The following is an 18,206-nucleotide window of genomic DNA, read 5'->3' as shown; positions in this document are numbered from 1 at the left end:
ATGTTCGTCGTCACCGACGCCGCACCGCCCGAGGCGATCGAAGCCATCGGCAACGGCCTGACCGCCTTCAACGCCGCCGACATCGGCCCGTCGGAGCGCCGCCCCCTCGCCGTCCTGGTCGGTGGCCCGGAGGCCAAGGGAGCGCGCGGCGGCTTGAACGGTTACACCGGCTGGGGCTGGCTGTTCGTGCAGTGGCTGTGGCTGCCGGAAGATCTTCGCGGCCAGGGGCTTGCTGGCAAGCTGTTGCAGGCGGCCGAGGACGAAGCGCGCAAGCGCGGCTGCCACAGCGCCTGGATCGACACCTTCAACCCGCAGGCCCTGCGCGCCTACGAACGCCAGGGCTATGCGGCCTTCGGTGAACTGCCGGATTTCCCGATTGGCCGAACCCGGGTGTTTCTGAAGAAGTCGCTCGTGACGCGATAAGATCCGCGTCAGCCGGCTAGCGGCAAAGCGATCGGCTGCGCCTGCACCAGCTTGTCATCCCGCCAGGCGATGACGCCGGAAAGTCCGGCATGCACGCCCTCGGCCATCGGCACGACAAGCACCCGCGCCGGATCGACCGGCCCCGGAAACTCGAGTGCCGCGTAGCGCACCTTCTCGAAACCGAGCGGCTGATAGTAAGGCGGATCGCCGACGAGGATCACCGCATGCGAGCCCTTCCGCCGTGCCGCCTCGACCGCGATGCGCACCAGTTCCCGGCCGATGCCCTGGTTCTTGTGCGACGGCCGGACGGCGAGCGGCCCGAGCAGATGGCCCTTGATCGAGCCCGCCATGACAGGCGTCATCCGGACCGATGCGATCGTCTCGCCGTTGTCGGCGCAGATGAAGGACATCGACCGGTCATGCGGCCCCTGCTCGCGGATGCGCGCGGCAGCGCGTGCGAACCGGCCGGGGCCGAAAGCTTCTTCGTTGATGATTTCGATGGCTGCGTCGTGGGACGCGTCTTCGGTCAGATAGACGAGATCGTGCTTTTTCATGAGATCGAGAAACCAGGCATGCGAACAGACATAGGGATGGCTTCGCCCGACGAGGGCGTTGGCAGCATCAGCGTCGTCGCAGGTTTCCCGAGAACATCATCTGTGTGGATTCTTCCAGACACGAAAAAAGTTGTGAAATCGCCGATAGCAGAAATTTGCCCTCTGTCAAAGCCTAAAACGCACTGTTCCGATTTCGCTACCTATCGAATGGCGCTGGAAGCGTTATCTATTGAGGCAACGATCACGAAGGAGTTTGTCCGATGGGCAGGTTGGTGGACGGCGTCTGGCAGGACGTCTGGTACGACACGGTGGCAACGAACGGTCACTTCAAGCGCAGCGCTTCGCAGTTCCGCAACTGGGTGACGGCGGACGGATCGGCCGGCCCGAGCGGCGACGCCGGCTTCAAGGCCGAGGCCGGTCGCTACCATCTCTATGTTTCGCTCGCCTGTCCCTGGGCGCACCGCACGCTGATCTTCCGCAAGCTGAAGAAGCTCGAGGACCTGATCTCGGTTTCGGTGGTCGATCCGCTGATGCTCGCCCAGGGCTGGGAGTTCAAGGACGGCGGCATCGGCACCGGCGACCATCTCTTCGGTTCGAAGGCGCTGTGGCAGGTCTATACCCGCGCCGACGCCAACTATTCCGGCCGCGTGACCGTTCCCATCCTCTGGGACAAGAAGCAGAACACGATCGTCTCGAATGAATCCTCCGAGATCATCCGGATGTTCAATTCCGCCTTCGATGGTCTGACCGGCTCGACGCTCGATTTCTACCCGGAAGAGTTGCGCGGCGAGATCGATGCAATGAACACCGACGTCTACAACGACGTCAACAACGGCGTCTACAAGGCCGGCTTTGCCACCACACAATCCGCCTACGAGGAAAGTGTGAGCGCACTCTTTGCCCGCCTGGACAAGCTCGAAGAGCGCCTCGGCTCGCACCGTTACCTCACCGGCAGCCGTCTCACCGAGGCTGACTGGCGGCTGTTCACGACGCTGGTGCGCTTCGACCCAGTCTATGTCGGCCACTTCAAGTGCAACGTCCGCCGCATCGCCGACTATCCGAACCTGCAAGGGTATCTGCGGGAACTCTATCAGGTGCCGGGCGTGGCCGAGACCGTCGACATGCGCCACATCAAGGAGCACTACTACCGCAGCCACACGACCATCAACCCGACGGGCGTCGTGCCGGTGGGTCCAGTACTCGACCTCACCGCCCCGCACGGCCGTGAAGCGCTGTAGGCCCGCACTGAAACGGACAATCGATCGCTACCAGTAGCGATCGATTGCGATGCCGCCGGCAAGTTCCGCGAGCCGGCGGCGTGTCGCCGGCGTGGTGTCGTCAGGCAGCGCGTCCAGTGGGAAGAAGCCACTTTCGGAAATCTCGAGATCGGGCGTTTTCGGCGCGCTCTGGCTGACACTGTCACAGCGGTAGAAGACGACGTGGTCGCGGCGGCTCGTGCGCCTGTTGTAGTAGACCTGGATGAGCACCGGCGGCGCCGAAACTTCGAGGTTCCCCTCCTCGCGCAACTCCCGCAGCAAGCCGTCGATCGAGGCCTCGTCGCGGTCGAGCCCCCCGCCCGGCAGGTGCCAGCCCGGCAGGTAGGAGTGGCGGACGAGGAAAACGCGGCCCTCGCCATCGAAACAGGCCGCCCGCACACCCATCGTCATGCCGCGCGCAACAGCGTAGTAGCCATGCGCAAGCCACATCAGCAGCCGGAGATACCAGCGCCGCATCTCCGGTGGCCGATCCTGTTCCAGGCGTTTCTTCCTTCCTCGTCCCGGCCACGCGCGATTCATCGGGCGACCTGATTCCCCTCGGCCGGAATATGCGCTAGACGGGGGCGATGTTCAAACTTGCCCATATCTCCGATGTTCATCTCGGGCCACTGCCCGAGCTATCCCTCAGGGAACTCGCCTCCAAGCGCATCACCGGTTTCGTCAACTGGCACCGCAACCGCAGCCGCCATCTCTTTACCGGTACGCTCGACACCCTGCTGGCCGACATCGAGAAGAAGGATCCGGACCATCTGGCGATGACGGGCGATCTCGTCAATCTCGCCTCCTCGCTCGAGATCAAGGCGGTCACCGAATGGCTGGAGGATGCGGGCAAGCCGGAAAACATCTCCGTCGTTCCGGGCAACCACGACGCCTATGTGCCGGGCGCCTACGAGAAGACCACCCGTGCCTGGTATCGCTATATGCGCGGCGACGATGCGCCGGCGCATTGGCATGACCGGCACCGCTGCTTTCCCTATATGCGCGTGCGCGGCCCGGTGGCGCTGATCGGCTGCTCGACCGCCGTTGCGACCCCGCCCTTTGCCGCCAGCGGCTATTTCGGCCAGCGCCAGGCCCGCGCCACCGTCAACCTGCTCAGACAAGCCGGCGAAGCCGGGCTCTTCCGCATCGTCATGATCCACCATCCGCCGATCCGCGGCGCAACCTCGATGCACAAGCGCATGATCGGCATTCGCCGCTTTGCCGCGACGATCTCGTCGGGCGGCGCGGAACTCGTGATCCACGGCCACACCCACCTCAACACCGTCTATTGGCTGAAGGGCCAGCATGCCCCTGTCCCGGTTGTCGGCATCGCCTCGGCCTCGCAAGGTCCTGGCGGCCACAAGCCGCCGGCAGCCTACAACCTGTTCACCGTCGCCGGTGAAGCCGGGAACTGGCACCTGACGCGCGAGCGCTACGCCCTGAACGACGATGCCACCACGGTGTCGCTCGCCGAAACCACACGCTTCTAGCCGAACGCCGGCTCCCTCTGCAGAAAATTCATCGCCCGGCGAATAAACCCCGGCCCTGCTGCGTCATACTCCGGTCCGCCGCCGCATGGCAGCGCGCCCGCCTCTGCGCGAATGCAGAACACGCAGTCGTTTGAAACAGCGCGAGGCTTTCGCGGTCATGCGCCAGCAATGGGAGATGGCATGATGAACCACAAGAACCTCGTTTTCGCCCTGTTTGCCGCCGGGGCAACCAGCTTCATGGCGCATGCGGTGATGGCCGCCGGCGAGGATACGAGCGAACCGCCGAAGAAAACCAAGACCACCAGCGAATGCACCGACGGCAAGGTGTGGGACGCCAAGAAAAAGGCCTGCGTTGACGCCAAGAAGAGCGAGCTTGGCGACGACATCCTGTTCCAGGCGGCCCGTGAACTCGCCTATGCCGGCCAGTATGAGAATTCGATCAAGGTGCTCGGCGCCGTCAAGGACCAGCAAAGTGCCCGGGTTCTCAACTATCTCGGCTATGCCAACCGCAAGGCCGGGCGCATGGAACTCGGCATGCAGTACTACAAGCGCGCGCTCCAGGCCGACGAGAACTACATCCTCGCCCGCTCCTACATGGGCCAGGCGCTCATCGAACAGGGCCGTGTCGAGGAAGCGCGGGTGCAACTGGTCGAGATCCGCGACCGCGGCGGCGAAAACACCTGGGCCTACCGCGCCCTGCTTCAGTCGCTGGGTGGCGTCCGTCAGTACTGACCGGGCGATAAAATGGACGGGCGGCGCCAGGCGCCGCCTCGATCCGACGTGCCGCGGAGACGCACCGGGACGTCAGGTTTTCTTCGACCCGCTTGCCGTCGTCTTCTTGGGCTCGGTTCCCTTGGCCGCATTTCCCTTCGCCGCGTCTGCCGGAGCATCGCTTCCCATCGTGCCATCGGCAATCGACTTTGCCTCGTTCTTCTTTTCCGACCATTCCGGCGGCAGGCCGAGCGCGCCGCCGGCGATGCCGCCAAGACCGGATCCCTTGCCGAACACGGCGCAATCCGGATCGGTGGGTTTGCCGGTGACCGCATAGGCGACGCTGTTCTTGACGTTCTTCATCGACGGCAGCTCGAAATCGGACTTCATCGGGTCGCCCGATTTTTCGAGCAGCGCGCTGAAGTCGCCCGAGAAATCGCCTGCAAGCTCGAAGGCGTCGGCGGCCGTCGAGGCGCGGGAGCCGTTGGTGAGGATGTTGGCGCCACGCGCCCAGGCAAGGCCGGCGATCTGCTTGCCCTGCGGGTCGAAGGCCTCCGCCTCGACCGCGAGGCTTCCAAGACCAATGGGAATGCGCGGAACCGGGATCGGAGAAACGGCCGAGGTGACGGTCGACACGCCGGCGACGACGGCATTTGTCGATTTGACCTTGCTGATCACGGAGCGTACCGCCATGTCGGCGGGCTTGGAGATCGGCACGACGTCGAACTGTGCGCTCAAAGCTTCGCAAAGCGACCGGTCGATTGCGGTTGCCACCAGCTTCTTCTGCGGATCCCCGAGCTTGTCGAGATCCGCAGTGGCGGCAAAGGTCGTCGGGATTACATGCACGGTCTTGACGTTCTTGGTGGCGGCGGCATCCACCCGGTACTTCGTCTTGGTCACCATCCCGTCGCTGGCGACGAAATCCTTGTAGGAGGAAAGCGACCCCGTTTCCAAGACCTGGGCGCTCTGGCAGGCGGCAAGCCCCACAAACAGCGGCACCAGCGCAGCCGTGCGTATCACGGCCGTACCTCGCCGAATGCGGCCTCCGCCACAATGTCTCCCGACAAACCTGACAATACTCATGCCATTGCGATGCTGTGCGTTCATTGGCGTGTCCCCGACATCGACCTGCAGTTGTGCATGACGTCCAGTCAGATTCGGGCCGAACTTTGACGCGATCTCCGGCCCCCGTTGCAGTTAACGGTAACGAAGCGCGTGATTAACGGGCGCGGGCAAGGGAAAGCTTTTTGGGAAAAGGCGCCATGAAGCAGCAGAATTTGCTTTCCGTTCCGGGACTTCCCTTGCAGACTAAGGAGCAAATGTTTCATATCATCCGCTCGTGCCCAGCACGGCGAATAAATGCATGATCCGGCACGTTTCATTGGAAGAGAAATGCGTCCAGCGGCAGAAACGAAGGACTTCAGACGCGACTTGGTCAGCCTGCTGCCCAAATTGCGCCGTTTCGCGATGACGCTGACGCGCAATGCCAATGACGCCGACGACCTCGTCCAGGAAGCCTGCGAGCGCGCGATCACCCGCAGCCACCTCTGGAACGGAGAGGGCCGGCTGGAAAGCTGGGTCTACGCGATGACGCGCAATCTCTGGGTCGACGAAATCCGCAAGCGCAAGGTCCGCACCGGCAGCGGCACGGTCGACGCACTCGGACATGACGAGCTCAGCATCGAGCCCGCGGCCGAAAAAGCCGTCTACGCCAATCAGTTGCAGAAGATGATCCTGTCGATGCCCGAGGGGCTGGCGAGCGTGTTCCTGCTGGTCAATGTCGAAGGCCACAGCTATCGCGAGACCGCCGATATCCTGGGCATTCCGATCGGCACCGTCATGAGCAGACTGTCGACCGCGCGCCTCAGGCTCGCGGCGATGATTTCAGAGAATACCGAAAGGAGGGCCTGACCGTTGCAACAGACAAGGGGTCAAGCGCTCGAAGTGCGCCTTTCCGCCTATATCGACGGCGAGATCGGCGAAGCTGAACGAACCGAACTCGACGCGATTCTTGCCCGCGACGAGGACGCCAAGGCATTGTTCGAGAGGCTGAAGGCTGGCAGCAGCTTTGGCGATACCGCCTTCGAGGATTTCCTGCACGATCCCGTGCCGCTCGCTCTCGTCCGGCAAATCAAGCAGGGTCCCGGGAGCAACCCGAAGACCGAGCGGATTGCCGCAACCACGACCACTGTCCGGCACGCACGGGTCTGGCCACGCATGCTTGCGGCATCCGCGGCCCTGTTGCTGCTCGGCGGAGGCGCCGGCTTCATCGTCGGGACGGCGAACACCGGAAGCGAGCCGGCCAAGCTCGCCGCCGCCCGTGGCTGGCTCGACGACATCGCCGACTATCACCGCATCTATTCGCGGCAGAAGGAGCATCTGGTCGAGGTCCCAGCGACGGAAGCGCCGAAGATCGAGACCTGGCTTGCCTCTAGCGTCGGCGTTCCCTTCAAGATCCCGCAGCTTTCCGGCAAGGGCCTGACCTTCGAGGGTGCCCGGCTGCTCGTCGCCAACGGCAAGCCCGTAGCACAGCTCGTCTACCGCAGCGCCGAAGGCGAGATCTTCGCGATCTGTTTCCTCAAGAGCACCGCCGGCCCGCAGGCGGACCAGTTCGACGAAAGCATCCGCGACGATCTCGGCATGGTCTCCTGGCAGCGAGGCGGCGCCTCGTTCGTGCTCGTCGGCCCCTCTTCCCATGTCGGCATGCAGGACATCGCCGAAGCCGCCGCCGCGACGATCTGACATCAGCGGCAGTCCCCTACCCCTAAAACGACCCCACCCCTGAAACGAAAAGGCCGCGCCGGGTTTCCCCGACGCGGCCGCATTTCGTCACGGTGAAGCGTATCAGCCGCGCTGCATCTCGAGCACACGGTTGGCCGCCGAAACAATGGCTTCAAGGGAAGCGGCAACGATGTTGGTGTTGATACCGGCGCCGAACAGCTTGCCGCCGGGATGCTCCATCTCGACATAGGCGATCGCGGCCGCGTTCGAGCCGTGCTGGAGCGAGTGCTCGGAATAGTCCGCGACCGAGAGGTCGATCCCGAGATAAATCGACAGCGCGTTGATGAAGCCGTCGATCGGGCCGGTGCCCTTGCCTTCGATGCGCTTGACCTCGCCATTGTCGGTGATCTCGGCGGCCACCACGCGCACGCCCTTGTGCTCGCCCACCGGATAGGTGTGGTGATCGACGAACTTGATGCGCGCGCCCGGCTGCTCGACATAGCGCTCGATGAAGCGCTCGTAGATCTTCTTCGACGGAAGCTCCTTGCCCTCTTCGTCGGTGATGCGCTGGATGTCCTCGCGGAACTCGACCTGCAGGTTGCGCGGCAGGTTGATGCCGTAGTCTTCCTGCAGGATATAGGCGATGCCGCCCTTGCCCGACTGCGAGTTGATGCGGATGATCGCCTCATAGGAGCGGCCGACGTCACGCGGGTCGATCGGCAGATACGGCACTTCCCAGAGCGGCTTGTTGGCGGTCTTGATCGCCTTCATGCCCTTGTTGATCGCGTCCTGATGCGAGCCGGAGAAGGCCGTGTAGACCAGTTCGCCGACGTAAGGATGGCGCTCGGGAATGACCATCTGGTTGGAGTATTCGTAGACTTCCTTGATCCGCTCGATGTCGGAGCAGTCGAGCTGCGGGTCGACGCCCTGCGTGAACATGTTCAGTGCCAGCGTCACGACATCGACGTTGCCGGTGCGCTCGCCATTGCCGAACAGTGTGCCTTCGACACGGTCCGCACCTGCCATCAGGCCCAATTCGGTGGCGGCAATGCCGGTGCCGCGGTCGTTGTGCGGGTGCAGCGAGATGATCAGGCTCTCGCGGTTGTCGAGGTTGCGGCACATCCATTCGATCTGGTCGGCATAGATGTTCGGCGTCGCCATCTCGACGGTCGAGGGCAGGTTCAGGATCAGCTTGTTGTCCGGCGTCGGCTTGACGATCTCGGTGACCGCGTTGCAGATCTCCAGCGCGACTTCGAGCTCGGTACCGGTAAAGCTTTCCGGCGAATATTCGAAGCGGTAGCCGCCGCCGGCCTTGGCCGCCATGTCGGTGATCATCTTGGCGGCATCGGTCGCGATCTGCTTGATGCCGCGCACATCCTTGGCAAACACCACGCGGCGCTGCAATTCACTGGTGGAATTGTAGAAATGCACGATCGGCTGATGCGCGCCTTCCAAGGCCTCGAAGGTGCGGGTGATCAGCTCGGGCCGGCACTGAACCAGCACCTGCAGCGACACATCCTTGGCGACATTGCCTTCCTCGATGCACCAGCGGGCAAAATCGAAGTCGGTCTGCGAAGCCGAGGGGAAGCCGATCTCGATTTCCTTGAAGCCCATGTCGAGCAGCAGCTGGAACATGCGGGCCTTGCGGTCGTGGCCCATCGGGTCGACCAGCGACTGGTTGCCGTCGCGCAGGTCGACCGAGCACCAGATCGGCGCCTTGGTGATCGTCTTCGACGGCCAGGTGCGGTCGGTGAGCGCAATCTGCGGATAGGCCTGGTACTTCACCGCCGCTTCCGGCATGCCAATCTTAACGGGATGGGATTTCTGGATCATTGCAGCTTCTCTTCATCACTGGACGTCCTGGCCGCCTTGCCATAGCCGATCAGGGATCGGATTGCGATGGCTAATGCCGCGCCGAACGCGCCTTTATTCTAAAACACTTGATGGGGTCGAGGAGCATCCGCCGGCGTGGCTTTTCGGCCACCGGGCGCTCCTCAGCGAACCCGGCAACCGCGAGTAAGGCCGAGAAGAAGAAGCGAGGCGAAGGCGCGCGACGGCGCACGATTGGTATCGTGTCCGGCGTGGATCGAGGCGATCCGATATGCGTCAGCCTTAGTCATGATCAAAGCCTATACACGGCTTGCCGGAGCGGAGCAAGCCGCGCGATGACGAGGATCACCGCAAAAGAAAAGGGCACCGGCGAACTGCCGATGCCCTCCAAAACCTTGGCTTGCGTGCGAACTCAGATGTCCGCAGCAGACGCGATGATCCGCGAAACGAGACCGTAGGACTTCGCTTCCTCGGCAGAAAGCCAGTAGTCGCGGTCCGTGTCCTTGGCGATCTTCTCGACCGGCTGGCCGGTCGCGTCAGCGAAGATCTTGTTCAGGCGGTCGTTCATCTTGATGATTTCGCGTGCCTGGATCTCGATGTCCGAAGCCATGCCGCGGGTGCCGCCCGACGGTTGGTGAAGCAGGAAGCGGGTGTTCGGCAGGCAAATGCGGCGCTCCTTCGGGGCGCCGACAAAGATCAGCGCGCCGGCGGAAGCGACCCAGCCGGTACCGATGGTCCAGACCTTCGGCTTCACGAACTTGATCATGTCGTGGATGCTGTCACCCGACTCGACATGGCCGCCCGGCGAATTGACGAAGATGCGGATGTCTTCGTCGCTGGCGGCGGCAAGCGCCACGAGCTGCGAGCAGACCTTCTGCGCCAGTTCCTGATTGATAGAGCCGTAGATGAAAATCGAACGCGACTTGAAAAGGTTCGCCTCCGTTTCCTTGCCGAGCGGCAATTCGGTCTTCTTGTCGTCCTCGTCGTCGTTCATCATCCGTTTTTCTCCGGCGTCTCATGAAGTCTTCAGTCAAAGTCAGATAATGCGACTCGACCCCGAAGACAATGCAACAAACCGAAGCGGCGACAAAGCGGCAAGGTCGACTACGCTTATGGTAAAAACACCTACCGCCAAATGCCGTATAGACAGGCCCGCAACGCCCAATAAGATCGTCAGCGTCAAACACTCAAGAGTGGGGCCGACCTCCCAGGTCCCGCCGATCCATGGGGACACGCATGAACAGACGCATCCTGATCGCCGCTGCGGCGCTGATCGCCTCCGCCGCACCCGCTTTCGCCCATCTCAATCCGGCAGAGCACGGCTCGTTTGCCGCCGGCTTCTCGCATCCGCTGTTCGGACTTGACCATATCCTGGTCATGATCGCCGTCGGCCTCTGGGCCGCCCAGATCGGTGGGCGGGCGCTGTGGGTCGTCCCGACGGCCTTTGTCTCGATGATGGCGGTCGGCTTCGCGCTGGCGGTTGCCGGTGTCGGCCTCCCCTTCGTCGAGCCGGCGATCCTCGCCTCCGTCGTCGCACTCGGCCTCCTCGTCGCCATGGCTGTACGCCTGGATATCGCTGCATCGGCAGCGATCGTCGGCGTCTTCGCCCTCTTCCACGGCCATGCCCATGGCGGCGAACTCGGCAGCGCCGGTGCACTTGCCTTCTCGGTCGGCTTCATCCTTGCCACCGCAGCACTTCACGTGGCCGGCATCGGCCTCGGCATCGCCCTTCAGCGCCTCTCCGGCAGCGGCCTGCTTGCACGCGTCCTCGGTGGTCTCACGGCACTGGCCGGCGCTGCCTTGATCTTCGGCTGATCAAGACCAATAGTTTTCTCGCTTCAAAATACTATCGCTCGCAACCTGGACGTTGTGAGCGATCGCCCGTTCAGATGCGCCGCTATTGGCCCTGCATTCCCTGTCGAAGCTTGCGAGCGGCTTCTGTAACTCGCCCGAGTTCTGCCTCTGAACTCATATGGCTTCGCGCGTGCAACAAGGCGGGGCGCACGGCATCGATCGATTTTCCGAACTGCGCCATCCACTCATATCTTGGCACCATCCAGAGATGAAAATGGTGCGACGTATCTTCGTTATAGAAATAGTAGACGTGCTCGATGCCGAGTTGCTTTTGCTGCTGTGCCCTCAGCTTCTGGACGAGGGGCACGAACTCAGCGGTTTCGCCCGGCACCATATCTGTCAGAAGCCTGAAATGCCGCTTCGCAGCGACAATAACTAGACCGGGAACGGGGTAAGCGACGTCTTGGTGGGCGTGAAAATACTCTGTCTCGAAGATGGCGCCACCGAGAATTGGTCTGCGCCCTGAAACCAGTTCACAGCTTAGACAAGTACTACCCACGCGCAGCCCTCGCTCTCCTGCTCAGCGGCAAAAGCGTGCGACAGACGCGCGTGGCCGAGTCCCAGGTTGGCGCTATCTGAGCATATCAACCGCGACCGCGATAGGTCGGCACGCCCTGGTCGGGCAGCCACAGGCCCTCCGGCGGCTTGCCGGTCTGCCAGAAGACGTCGATCGGGATGCCGCCGCGGGGATACCAATAGGCGCCGATCCGCAGCCAGCGCGGGGAAAGCAGCGAGACCAGTCGGCTGGCGATCTCGATGGTGCAATCCTCGTGGAAGGCGCCGTGGTTGCGGAAGGAATGCAGGAACAGCTTCAGCGACTTCGATTCCACCAGCCATTCGTCCGGCACATAGTCGATGACGATATGCGCGAAATCCGGCTGGCCGGTCATCGGGCAGAGCGAGGTGAATTCCGGCGCGGTGAAACGCACCAGATAATCCTTGCCCTTGTTGCCGCTCGGCACCCGCTCCAGAACAGCGTCTTCCGGGCTCTGCGGCAGGTCGACCTTTGCGCCCAGTTGCGAAAGGCCGGATACGTCAGTCTTGCTCATTTGCCTGTTGCTCCATGAGAACATCCGCGCGTGGATGCGGTCGACGCTGGCCTCAGCCCTCGCCGGCCCGCTCCGTTTGCGGCCGTTAAATCAGAACTGCCTCAAGAAGGAAACCTCGTCACGGTTGAAGCGCCGTCGACCGTGAATCAGTGGCGCCCGACTGTCGTCTTCACCCGCACACCATGCGCCTTCTCGCCTTCGGGCTCCACATGGATCGCGATCTTGGCGCCGGGATGCACGGCACGGATCGCGTCTTCGATGCGGTCGCAGATATCATGCGCCTCGCCGACCGGCATCAGCTCCGGCACGACCATGTGAAAGTCCACGAAGATAGCCGGCCCGGCCTGGCGGGTCTTGAGATCATGCACGCCCAGCGAGCCGGCGGCATTGGCGGCGATCGCCTGCTTGATCGCCTCCTCCTCTTCAACCGGTACGGCCCGGTCCATCAGACCGTCGATCGAGCGCGAGATCACCATCCAGCCCTGATAGAGGATGTTGCAGGCGACGATGACGGCAAGCAAGGGATCGAGGATCGCATAGCCGGTGGCAATCGCGAGAACGAGACCGATGAGAACGCCGATCGAGGTGACGACGTCCGACAGGATATGATGGCCGTCGGCGCTCAGCGCCGGCGAGCGGTGCTTGCGACCGGCGGTGATCAGCACATAGGCCCAGATGGCGTTGATGACGCCGGCCACGAAGTTGATCGCAAGTCCAAGTGCCGGGGCCTCCATCAACACCGGCGCCATCATTGCCGGTACCGCCTCCCAGACAATGAGCAATGCCGCAACGACGATCAGCACGCCTTCGATGACGGCCGAGAAATACTCCGCCTTGTGGTGACCGAAGGGATGGCCGGCGTCGGCCGGCTTGGAGGCATAGCCGATCATCAGATAGGCGATGACCGCCGCGATCACGTTGACGGTCGATTCCAGCCCGTCGGAGAGAAGCGCGATCGAGCCTGTCAGCCACCAGGCAAGCAGCTTCAGGCCGAGCACAGCGAGCGAGAGCGGTATGCCCCAGAAAGCAAGGCGGAGCACGGTGCGGTTTTCGGTTCCAGATGTCATTGTCATTCCTCGTGCAGATGCAAACGAGTTGCAAACGCAAGCCCATTCAAACGCAAAACCGCCCGCGCGAATTTTCGCGCAGGCGGTCGATGGACAAGCATATGCTGGATTAAGCGGCGCTTGTCAAAGATTGGATCGGCCGGTTCCGGTCTCTCCGCAGGCAATCGCGTCGAAAGGCAGCGCGCCGGCCTCGATCTCCGCGTCACCGAAAGCCTTGTCGCCCCGGCCGATGAAGAAGAATACGACGGCCGCAGTCGCGACGGTGATGCCGGTCAAAACCAGAAGCAGGACGCTGAAAGCATCGCCATAGGCCTGCAGCAGCGCGGCGTGCGATGTCTCCGGTGCAAGCCGCGTCGCCGCCGCAAGGTTGCCGGTGACGATGCGCTGCGCCATCGGCGCGGCATTGGCGCCAGCTTCCGGCCCCAGATTCCAGGCCGTGAGCGCGGAAAGGATGGCGGTCACGATCGCAAGCGCAATGCCCTCCCCGGCGACGCGCGTGGTGCTGAAGATGCCCGTCGCCATACCGGCGCGCTCCTTCGGCACGACGCTGACGGCAAGCCCGTCCATCAGCCCCCAGGGCAGGCTGATGCCAAGGCCGATCAGCAGCAGCGGTGCAAGCAGCGCGGCCGGCTCGGACCCCGCCGGAAACAGGCTGAGCCAAAAGAGCCCGGCCGCCGAGAGCAGCAAGCCCACGCCGCAAATGACCGCCGGCGCGAACCAGCGTGTCAAAAGCCCGGCTACGATCGGCAGGATCAGAAGCGGCGCGGACATGGCGATCATCATCCGTCCGCCCTCAACGGCGCTCATGCCTTCGATACCGATGAAGCGGACCGGAAGCAGGATGAGCAGCACCACGAAGCCATAGGCAGGGGCTGCCGCCAACAACTGCACGCCGACGAAACGCGGGTAGCGGAACAGCGTCAGGTCCAGCATCGGCCGCGCCACCGAACGCTCGATCCGCCAGAAGGCCAGAAAGAAGAGCGCCGCTGCCGCAAGCATTGCGATCACCAGCGGATGGCTCCAGCCGCTATCCGGGCCTTGCAGGATGCCTGACGTGAGCGAGGCGAGCGCCGCGGTGAAGCTTGCCGCTCCTTTCCAGTCGAGCCCGGCGGCATCCGGATCGCGTGTCTCCCGCAGGAAGACCGCGCCGAGCGCCAGGGACAGGCCAGCGAGCACGACCACAAGACCGAAGATCGCCGGCCAGCCGAAGGCCTCGACCATCAGGCCCGATGCGATCGGCCCGAAAGCAAGGCCGACACCGAAGCTGGCGCCGACCAGGCTGAAGGCCCGTAGCCGCTCGCTCTCGTCGAACTCCTGCGCAAGGGAAGCCATGCCGCCGGAAAAGGCAGCGGCTGCCCCGATGCCCTGAAGGGCACGCAGAATATCGAACCAAAGGATATTGCGAGCAAAGGCGAGCCCGACCGAAAACAGCAGGAAAGCCGCAAGACCGCCGAGGAAGACACGCTTGCGGCCGAAGCTGTCGGCAAGTGCGCCTGCCGCCATCAGCGAGCTGCCGAAGGTCAGCATGAAGGCGTTGGTGACCCAGTTGAGGGCAATCGGATCGGCGCCAAGGCTGCGACTGATCGAGGGCAGCGCCACCGCCGGTCCGGTGAAGGTGAGAGGCATTGCCGCGGCGGCGCAACAGACCGCAATGAGCACGAGACGGCGCCCGCGTGATTCTCGAATTTCGGTTCTCATTCCCCGTTCCATCCGTTCGAGCAAAAGGGATACCCGCGCAGGCCCGCCGGACCTCCGTCTTGATGTCGGCAGTTGCCGGGTATCGATTGACGGATGCAGGATAGTTTCGACATAATCGGATGAAAATCACACCGCGATGCCATTTATACCGGAATAAAGCGCTCGAATGGAGAAGCAATGGATCGCCTGAGCGGCTTGACCGCCTTCGTCCGCACGGCCGATCTCGGCAGCTTCGTTGCCGCCGGGCGCGTGCTCGGTCTGTCCGCTTCAGCGGTCGGCAAGGCCGTCACCAATCTCGAACGAGAGCTCGGCGTCCGCCTGCTGCAGCGCTCGACCAGAAGCATAAGGTTGACCGAGGAAGGCCGGCTCTTTCATGAGCGCTGCCGCCGCATCCTCGACGATCTCGACGACGCCGAGGCATCGTTGGCCGAGGCGGTGGCCGTGCCGCGCGGACGGCTGCGCGTCAGCGTGCCGATCGTCAGCTACCATCTATTGCTGCCCGTGCTGCCGGAATTCGTGCGGCGCTACCCCGAAGTCGAACTCGATCTCGACTTCAACGACCGCATCGTCGATCTGATCGACGAGGAAGTGGATGTCGCCATTCGCAGCGGCGTGCTGCCGGATTCGCGGCTGATGACCCGGGCGCTCAGGCCTTTCCAGCTTCTGCTTTGCGCGGCACCCGCCTATCTCGACCGACACGGCACGCCCGAATGCCCGCGCGATCTCGATGGCCACCACGCGATCCGCTTTCGCTTTCCCAACAGCCGCAAACTGCAGGAATGGCCGATCACGCTGCCGCCTGAGGGAAAGGAGCCACGCCTCAAGACCGTGCTCAACTGCAACAACATGGAAGCGCTCGGCGGCGCCGTGCTTAGCGGCCTCGGCATCGGCTGCCTGCCGGACTTTCTCGCCCGCCACCATCTTCGCCACGGCAGACTGCACACCTTGCTCGACGCCCATCTCGACGCGCCCGGACAGTTCCACCTGCTGTGGCCGTCGAACCGTCACCTCTCCCCCAAGGTCCGCGTCTTCGTCGATTTTCTGAGCGAGCGACTGTTTGCCGATCGCTGCGAGAATGTGCCGGCCATTCAGGCGGCACAGTAGAAACAGAAAGTGCCGCCTCCACGGTGGAAGCGGCACCTTGTCTTCGTCAACATCTGCTCCATCCCGGAATAGGGGATTGCCGGGCTAATCAGGCGGCCTTGACCTTGGCGCGCTTGGCGAGATGCGCCACGACGTTCTCAATCATCCGCATGCCGGCGTCGCCGCCGAGCGTCATGATAGATTCCGGGTGGAACTGCACCGCAGCCACCGGCTCCTTGGTGTGCTCGATGCCCATGATCGTGCCGTCTTCGCTTTCGGCGGTGATCATGAAGTCGGCAGGCAGGCTTGCCGGATCGGCAAAGATCGAATGGTAACGACCGACGGTCACTTCCTTGCCGAGACCGGAAAAGACGATGCCGGGCTCCAGCACCCTGATGCGCGACGGCTTACCGTGCATCGGGATCGCCAGTTGGCGCAGATCGCCGCCATAGGCTTCGGCAAGCGCCTGCAGACCGAGGCAGACGCCGAAGATCGGCAGGTCACGCGCCCGCGCCTTCTTGATCGTCGCCTTGCAGTCGAAATCCCTGGGGTTGCCCGGTCCGGGCGATAGCACCACGAGATCCGGCTTCACCCGATCGAAGATCTCTTCGGCCACCGGCGTGCGCACCGTCGTGACGGTCGCCCCCGTCTGGCGGAAGTAGTTTGCAAGCGTATGGACGAAGCTGTCCTCGTGATCGACGAGCAGGATGTTGACGCCGGCGCCGACGGCAGCGACATCGCGCCCGGCCTTGCCGGCGTTGGCGGATTTCGCGTCGCGAATGGCAGCGATCATGGCGGAGGCCTTCAGTTCGGTTTCGGCTTCTTCTTCTTCCGGGTTTGAATCGTAAAGCAGCGTCGCCCCTGCCCTGACTTCGGCGATACCATCCTTGATGCGGATCGTGCGCAGCGTCAGGCCCGTATTCATGTCGCCGTTGAAGCCGACCATGCCGATGGCGCCACCATACCATGCGCGCGGGCTCTTCTCATGGCTTTCGATGAAGCGCATGGCCCAGAGCTTCGGTGCGCCGGTGACGGTGACCGCCCAGGCGTGGCTGAGGAACCCGTCGAAGGCGTCCATGTCGTCGCGCAGGCGCCCTTCGATATGATCAACGGTATGGATGAGGCGCGAATACATCTCGATCTGCCGGCGGCCGATGACCTTGACGGAACCCGGCACGCAGACGCGGCTCTTGTCGTTGCGGTCGACGTCCGAGCACATGGTGAGTTCGGATTCGTCCTTCTTGGAGTTGAGCAGCTTCAGGATCTGCTCGCTGTCGGCGATCGGGTCGTCGCCGCGCTTGATCGTGCCCGAGATCGGGCAGGTCTCGATGCGGCGGCCCGAAACGCGCACAAACATTTCCGGCGACGCGCCGACGAGATATTCCTGGTTCCCGAGATTGATGAAGAAGGAATAGGGCGACGGATTGATCGCCTTCAGCCGGTTGGAAATTTCCGACGGCTTGCTCTCGCAGCGCTCGTAGAATTTCTGCCCGGGCACCACCTCGAAGAGGTCGCCGCGGCGGAAGCTCTCCTTCGCCTTGACGACGAGCTCGGCGTATTCGCCCGGGTGATGGTCGCCATGCGGCGGGATGGTGTCGACGGTCTTGAAGGGCTCGCTGGCGATCTCTTCCGCCTTGCCCTCGGTGGTCTTGCCGTCCTTGGCGAAATCGTAGCGGTCGATCCAGGCCTTCGCCGCATAATGGTCGACGACGAGGATCTCGTCCGGCAGGAACAGCACCATGTCGCGCTGGTCGTCGGGGCGCTTGAGCTTCAAGTCGATTGCATCGAACTGGAAGGCAAGGTCGTAGCCGAAAGCGCCGTAGAGCCCGAGGCTCGCATCCTCGGCCGAATGGAAGAGGTTGGTGACGGCGCGAAGCACGCTGAAGACCGTCGGCATCTTCGAGCGCTCTTCCTCGGTGAAGACGCGATCCGGTGCGTTGATGGTCAGATCCAGGCGACGGCTGGTAGAAGCACCGAGCGTGATGTCGGCGACGGTCTTCAGGTGCTCGGCGATGATCGCAAGCAGCACTTCGCCGCGGCCGTTGTAGGCCTCAATCCAGAGCGCGCGGCCGAAGGAGGAGATACCGAGCGGCGGATCGACGACGGCCGTGTCCCAGCGGGTGTAGCGGCCGGGATATTCGTAGTTGGAGGAGAACACTGCGCCGCGGCGCTCGTCGAGCTTGTCGACATAGCTCGCGATCGCCTGGCCATACGAGGCCTCGCGTCGCCTGCGCGTCACCACAATGCCGCCTTTGGTGGTGTAGCTCTCCGCTCCGCCCTCGAGAATTACCGTTGCCATTCGCATCGCTCCGTAAAAGCCCGGTCCTTGAGCGGCCTGGATACAAAAAAGCCGCCTCGAAATCTCCGGGCGGCTTCATCTCTCAATCACGCATGACTGGTCAAGGCCGCTTCAGCGAGCCCACCACCAGATCGAAATGTTGCGTGCGTTTTCCATGGGCGAAAGTGTTAG

General features: G+C 63.2%; 19 protein-coding genes. 9 read left to right on the top strand and 10 right to left on the bottom strand.

The features are described from left to right. Positions 1 to 423, top strand: a complete 423-nt coding sequence (locus JVX98_RS27710; RefSeq protein WP_205238147.1) for an N-acetyltransferase — start codon at positions 1 to 3, stop codon at positions 421 to 423. An 8-nt stretch (positions 424 to 431) separates the two neighbouring features. On the opposite strand, the gene JVX98_RS27705 is transcribed toward JVX98_RS27710, so the two are convergent. Continuing rightward, on the bottom strand, positions 432 to 977 hold the full coding sequence (locus tag JVX98_RS27705) for a GNAT family N-acetyltransferase (RefSeq protein ID WP_205238146.1): 546 nt from the start codon (positions 975 to 977) through the stop codon (positions 432 to 434). Between the two features lie 260 nt (positions 978 to 1,237). Here JVX98_RS27705 and JVX98_RS27700 point away from each other — a divergent pair, with 260 nt between their 5' ends. Beyond that, positions 1,238 to 2,215 carry a glutathione S-transferase family protein gene (locus JVX98_RS27700; protein ID WP_205238145.1) on the top strand — a complete coding sequence of 326 codons (978 nt, stop codon included), beginning with the start codon at positions 1,238 to 1,240 and terminating at the stop codon, positions 2,213 to 2,215. A 27-nt stretch (positions 2,216 to 2,242) separates the two neighbouring features. Here the strand turns inward: JVX98_RS27700 and JVX98_RS27695 are convergent, their stop codons facing one another. Further along, positions 2,243 to 2,710, bottom strand: a complete 468-nt coding sequence (locus tag JVX98_RS27695) for an NUDIX domain-containing protein (RefSeq protein ID WP_246764966.1) — start codon at positions 2,708 to 2,710, stop codon at positions 2,243 to 2,245. 110 nt (positions 2,711 to 2,820) lie between these two features. Here JVX98_RS27695 and JVX98_RS27690 point away from each other — a divergent pair, with 110 nt between their 5' ends. Together JVX98_RS27690 and JVX98_RS27685 are read left to right on the top strand one after the other, a co-directional pair. Continuing rightward, the gene (locus tag JVX98_RS27690; protein ID WP_205238143.1) at positions 2,821 to 3,723 is read left to right on the top strand and encodes a metallophosphoesterase; all 903 of its coding nucleotides are present in this window, start codon (positions 2,821 to 2,823) and stop codon (positions 3,721 to 3,723) included. Between the two features lie 183 nt (positions 3,724 to 3,906). Continuing rightward, positions 3,907 to 4,455 (top strand): tetratricopeptide repeat protein, encoded by a 549-nt coding sequence (locus JVX98_RS27685; RefSeq protein WP_205238142.1) that lies wholly within the window; start codon positions 3,907 to 3,909, stop codon positions 4,453 to 4,455. Between the two features lie 72 nt (positions 4,456 to 4,527). Here JVX98_RS27685 and JVX98_RS27680 read toward each other — a convergent pair whose 3' ends face one another. Then, positions 4,528 to 5,454 carry a DUF3313 domain-containing protein gene (locus JVX98_RS27680; RefSeq protein ID WP_205238141.1) on the bottom strand — a complete coding sequence of 309 codons (927 nt, stop codon included), beginning with the start codon at positions 5,452 to 5,454 and terminating at the stop codon, positions 4,528 to 4,530. Between the two features lie 372 nt (positions 5,455 to 5,826). On the opposite strand from JVX98_RS27680, the gene JVX98_RS27675 reads away from it, so the two are divergent. Next, positions 5,827 to 6,345, top strand: coding sequence for an RNA polymerase sigma factor (locus JVX98_RS27675; RefSeq protein ID WP_192446924.1), 519 nt, complete (start codon positions 5,827 to 5,829; stop codon positions 6,343 to 6,345). Positions 6,346 to 6,348: 3 nt separating this feature from the next. Next, positions 6,349 to 7,176, top strand: coding sequence for an anti-sigma factor (locus JVX98_RS27670; RefSeq protein WP_205238140.1), 828 nt, complete (start codon positions 6,349 to 6,351; stop codon positions 7,174 to 7,176). A 102-nt stretch (positions 7,177 to 7,278) separates the two neighbouring features. On the opposite strand, the gene leuA is transcribed toward JVX98_RS27670, so the two are convergent. Both leuA and JVX98_RS27660 read right to left on the bottom strand, forming a co-directional pair. Further along, positions 7,279 to 8,988, bottom strand: a complete 1,710-nt coding sequence (gene leuA / locus JVX98_RS27665) for a 2-isopropylmalate synthase (protein ID WP_043621053.1) — start codon at positions 8,986 to 8,988, stop codon at positions 7,279 to 7,281. Positions 8,989 to 9,397: 409 nt separating this feature from the next. Further along, positions 9,398 to 9,982 carry an ATP-dependent Clp protease proteolytic subunit gene (locus JVX98_RS27660; protein WP_205238139.1) on the bottom strand — a complete coding sequence of 195 codons (585 nt, stop codon included), beginning with the start codon at positions 9,980 to 9,982 and terminating at the stop codon, positions 9,398 to 9,400. Between the two features lie 239 nt (positions 9,983 to 10,221). Between JVX98_RS27660 and JVX98_RS27655 the strand changes: the two genes are divergently transcribed. Both JVX98_RS27655 and JVX98_RS27650 read left to right on the top strand, forming a co-directional pair. Next, a complete protein-coding gene (locus JVX98_RS27655; RefSeq protein ID WP_205238138.1) occupies positions 10,222 to 10,800 on the top strand; it encodes a HupE/UreJ family protein in 579 nt (192 codons plus the stop codon). 157 nt (positions 10,801 to 10,957) lie between these two features. Continuing rightward, positions 10,958 to 11,218: a hypothetical protein gene (locus tag JVX98_RS27650; protein WP_205238137.1), complete on the top strand. Its 261-nt coding sequence runs from the start codon at positions 10,958 to 10,960 to the stop codon at positions 11,216 to 11,218. Positions 11,219 to 11,423: 205 nt separating this feature from the next. Here the strand turns inward: JVX98_RS27650 and queF are convergent, their stop codons facing one another. The 3 genes from queF to JVX98_RS27635 form a co-directional block, all read right to left on the bottom strand. After that, positions 11,424 to 11,888 carry a preQ(1) synthase gene (gene queF / locus JVX98_RS27645; protein WP_205238136.1) on the bottom strand — a complete coding sequence of 155 codons (465 nt, stop codon included), beginning with the start codon at positions 11,886 to 11,888 and terminating at the stop codon, positions 11,424 to 11,426. A gap of 146 nt (positions 11,889 to 12,034) precedes the next feature. After that, a complete protein-coding gene (locus JVX98_RS27640) occupies positions 12,035 to 12,961 on the bottom strand; it encodes a cation diffusion facilitator family transporter (protein ID WP_205238135.1) in 927 nt (308 codons plus the stop codon). Between the two features lie 117 nt (positions 12,962 to 13,078). Beyond that, on the bottom strand, positions 13,079 to 14,653 hold the full coding sequence (locus tag JVX98_RS27635; protein WP_205238134.1) for an MFS transporter: 1,575 nt from the start codon (positions 14,651 to 14,653) through the stop codon (positions 13,079 to 13,081). A gap of 177 nt (positions 14,654 to 14,830) precedes the next feature. Between JVX98_RS27635 and JVX98_RS27630 the strand changes: the two genes are divergently transcribed. Then, positions 14,831 to 15,757, top strand: coding sequence for a LysR substrate-binding domain-containing protein (locus JVX98_RS27630; protein WP_205238133.1), 927 nt, complete (start codon positions 14,831 to 14,833; stop codon positions 15,755 to 15,757). Between the two features lie 88 nt (positions 15,758 to 15,845). On the opposite strand, the gene JVX98_RS27625 is transcribed toward JVX98_RS27630, so the two are convergent. Further along, on the bottom strand, positions 15,846 to 18,035 hold the full coding sequence (locus JVX98_RS27625) for an anthranilate synthase (RefSeq protein WP_205238132.1): 2,190 nt from the start codon (positions 18,033 to 18,035) through the stop codon (positions 15,846 to 15,848). A 111-nt stretch (positions 18,036 to 18,146) separates the two neighbouring features. Continuing rightward, positions 18,147 to 18,191: a trpE operon leader peptide TrpLE gene (gene trpLE, locus JVX98_RS27620; protein ID WP_178385070.1), complete on the bottom strand. Its 45-nt coding sequence runs from the start codon at positions 18,189 to 18,191 to the stop codon at positions 18,147 to 18,149. Positions 18,192 to 18,206 lie beyond the last annotated feature (15 nt).

Origin of the sequence: Ensifer sp. PDNC004 (assembly GCF_016919405.1) — a bacterium.
Lineage (GTDB): Bacteria > Pseudomonadota > Alphaproteobacteria > Rhizobiales > Rhizobiaceae > Ensifer.
Note: the sequence above shows the minus strand (reverse complement) of the source record. Positions and strands in the feature narration are given on the sequence as shown.

Excerpts from the sequence above, each read along its gene's own strand:
- JVX98_RS27650 (WP_205238137.1), top strand. The coding sequence starts at position 10,958 with ATGGCTTCGCGCGTGCAACAAGGCGGGGCGCACGGCATCGATCGATTT.
- JVX98_RS27625 (WP_205238132.1), bottom strand. The coding sequence starts at position 18,035 with ATGGCAACGGTAATTCTCGAGGGCGGAGCGGAGAGCTACACCACCAAA.
- JVX98_RS27635 (WP_205238134.1), bottom strand. The coding sequence starts at position 14,653 with ATGAGAACCGAAATTCGAGAATCACGCGGGCGCCGTCTCGTGCTCATT.
- queF (WP_205238136.1), bottom strand. The coding sequence starts at position 11,888 with ATGAGCAAGACTGACGTATCCGGCCTTTCGCAACTGGGCGCAAAGGTC.
- JVX98_RS27710 (WP_205238147.1), top strand. The coding sequence starts at position 1 with ATGTTCGTCGTCACCGACGCCGCACCGCCCGAGGCGATCGAAGCCATC.
- JVX98_RS27655 (WP_205238138.1), top strand. The coding sequence starts at position 10,222 with ATGAACAGACGCATCCTGATCGCCGCTGCGGCGCTGATCGCCTCCGCC.
- JVX98_RS27685 (WP_205238142.1), top strand. The coding sequence starts at position 3,907 with ATGAACCACAAGAACCTCGTTTTCGCCCTGTTTGCCGCCGGGGCAACC.
- leuA (WP_043621053.1), bottom strand. The coding sequence starts at position 8,988 with ATGATCCAGAAATCCCATCCCGTTAAGATTGGCATGCCGGAAGCGGCG.
- JVX98_RS27690 (WP_205238143.1), top strand. The coding sequence starts at position 2,821 with ATGTTCAAACTTGCCCATATCTCCGATGTTCATCTCGGGCCACTGCCC.
- JVX98_RS27695 (WP_246764966.1), bottom strand. The coding sequence starts at position 2,710 with ATGCGGCGCTGGTATCTCCGGCTGCTGATGTGGCTTGCGCATGGCTAC.
- JVX98_RS27660 (WP_205238139.1), bottom strand. The coding sequence starts at position 9,982 with ATGATGAACGACGACGAGGACGACAAGAAGACCGAATTGCCGCTCGGC.
- JVX98_RS27640 (WP_205238135.1), bottom strand. The coding sequence starts at position 12,961 with ATGACAATGACATCTGGAACCGAAAACCGCACCGTGCTCCGCCTTGCT.
- JVX98_RS27700 (WP_205238145.1), top strand. The coding sequence starts at position 1,238 with ATGGGCAGGTTGGTGGACGGCGTCTGGCAGGACGTCTGGTACGACACG.
- JVX98_RS27630 (WP_205238133.1), top strand. The coding sequence starts at position 14,831 with ATGGATCGCCTGAGCGGCTTGACCGCCTTCGTCCGCACGGCCGATCTC.
- JVX98_RS27675 (WP_192446924.1), top strand. The coding sequence starts at position 5,827 with ATGCGTCCAGCGGCAGAAACGAAGGACTTCAGACGCGACTTGGTCAGC.
- JVX98_RS27705 (WP_205238146.1), bottom strand. The coding sequence starts at position 977 with ATGAAAAAGCACGATCTCGTCTATCTGACCGAAGACGCGTCCCACGAC.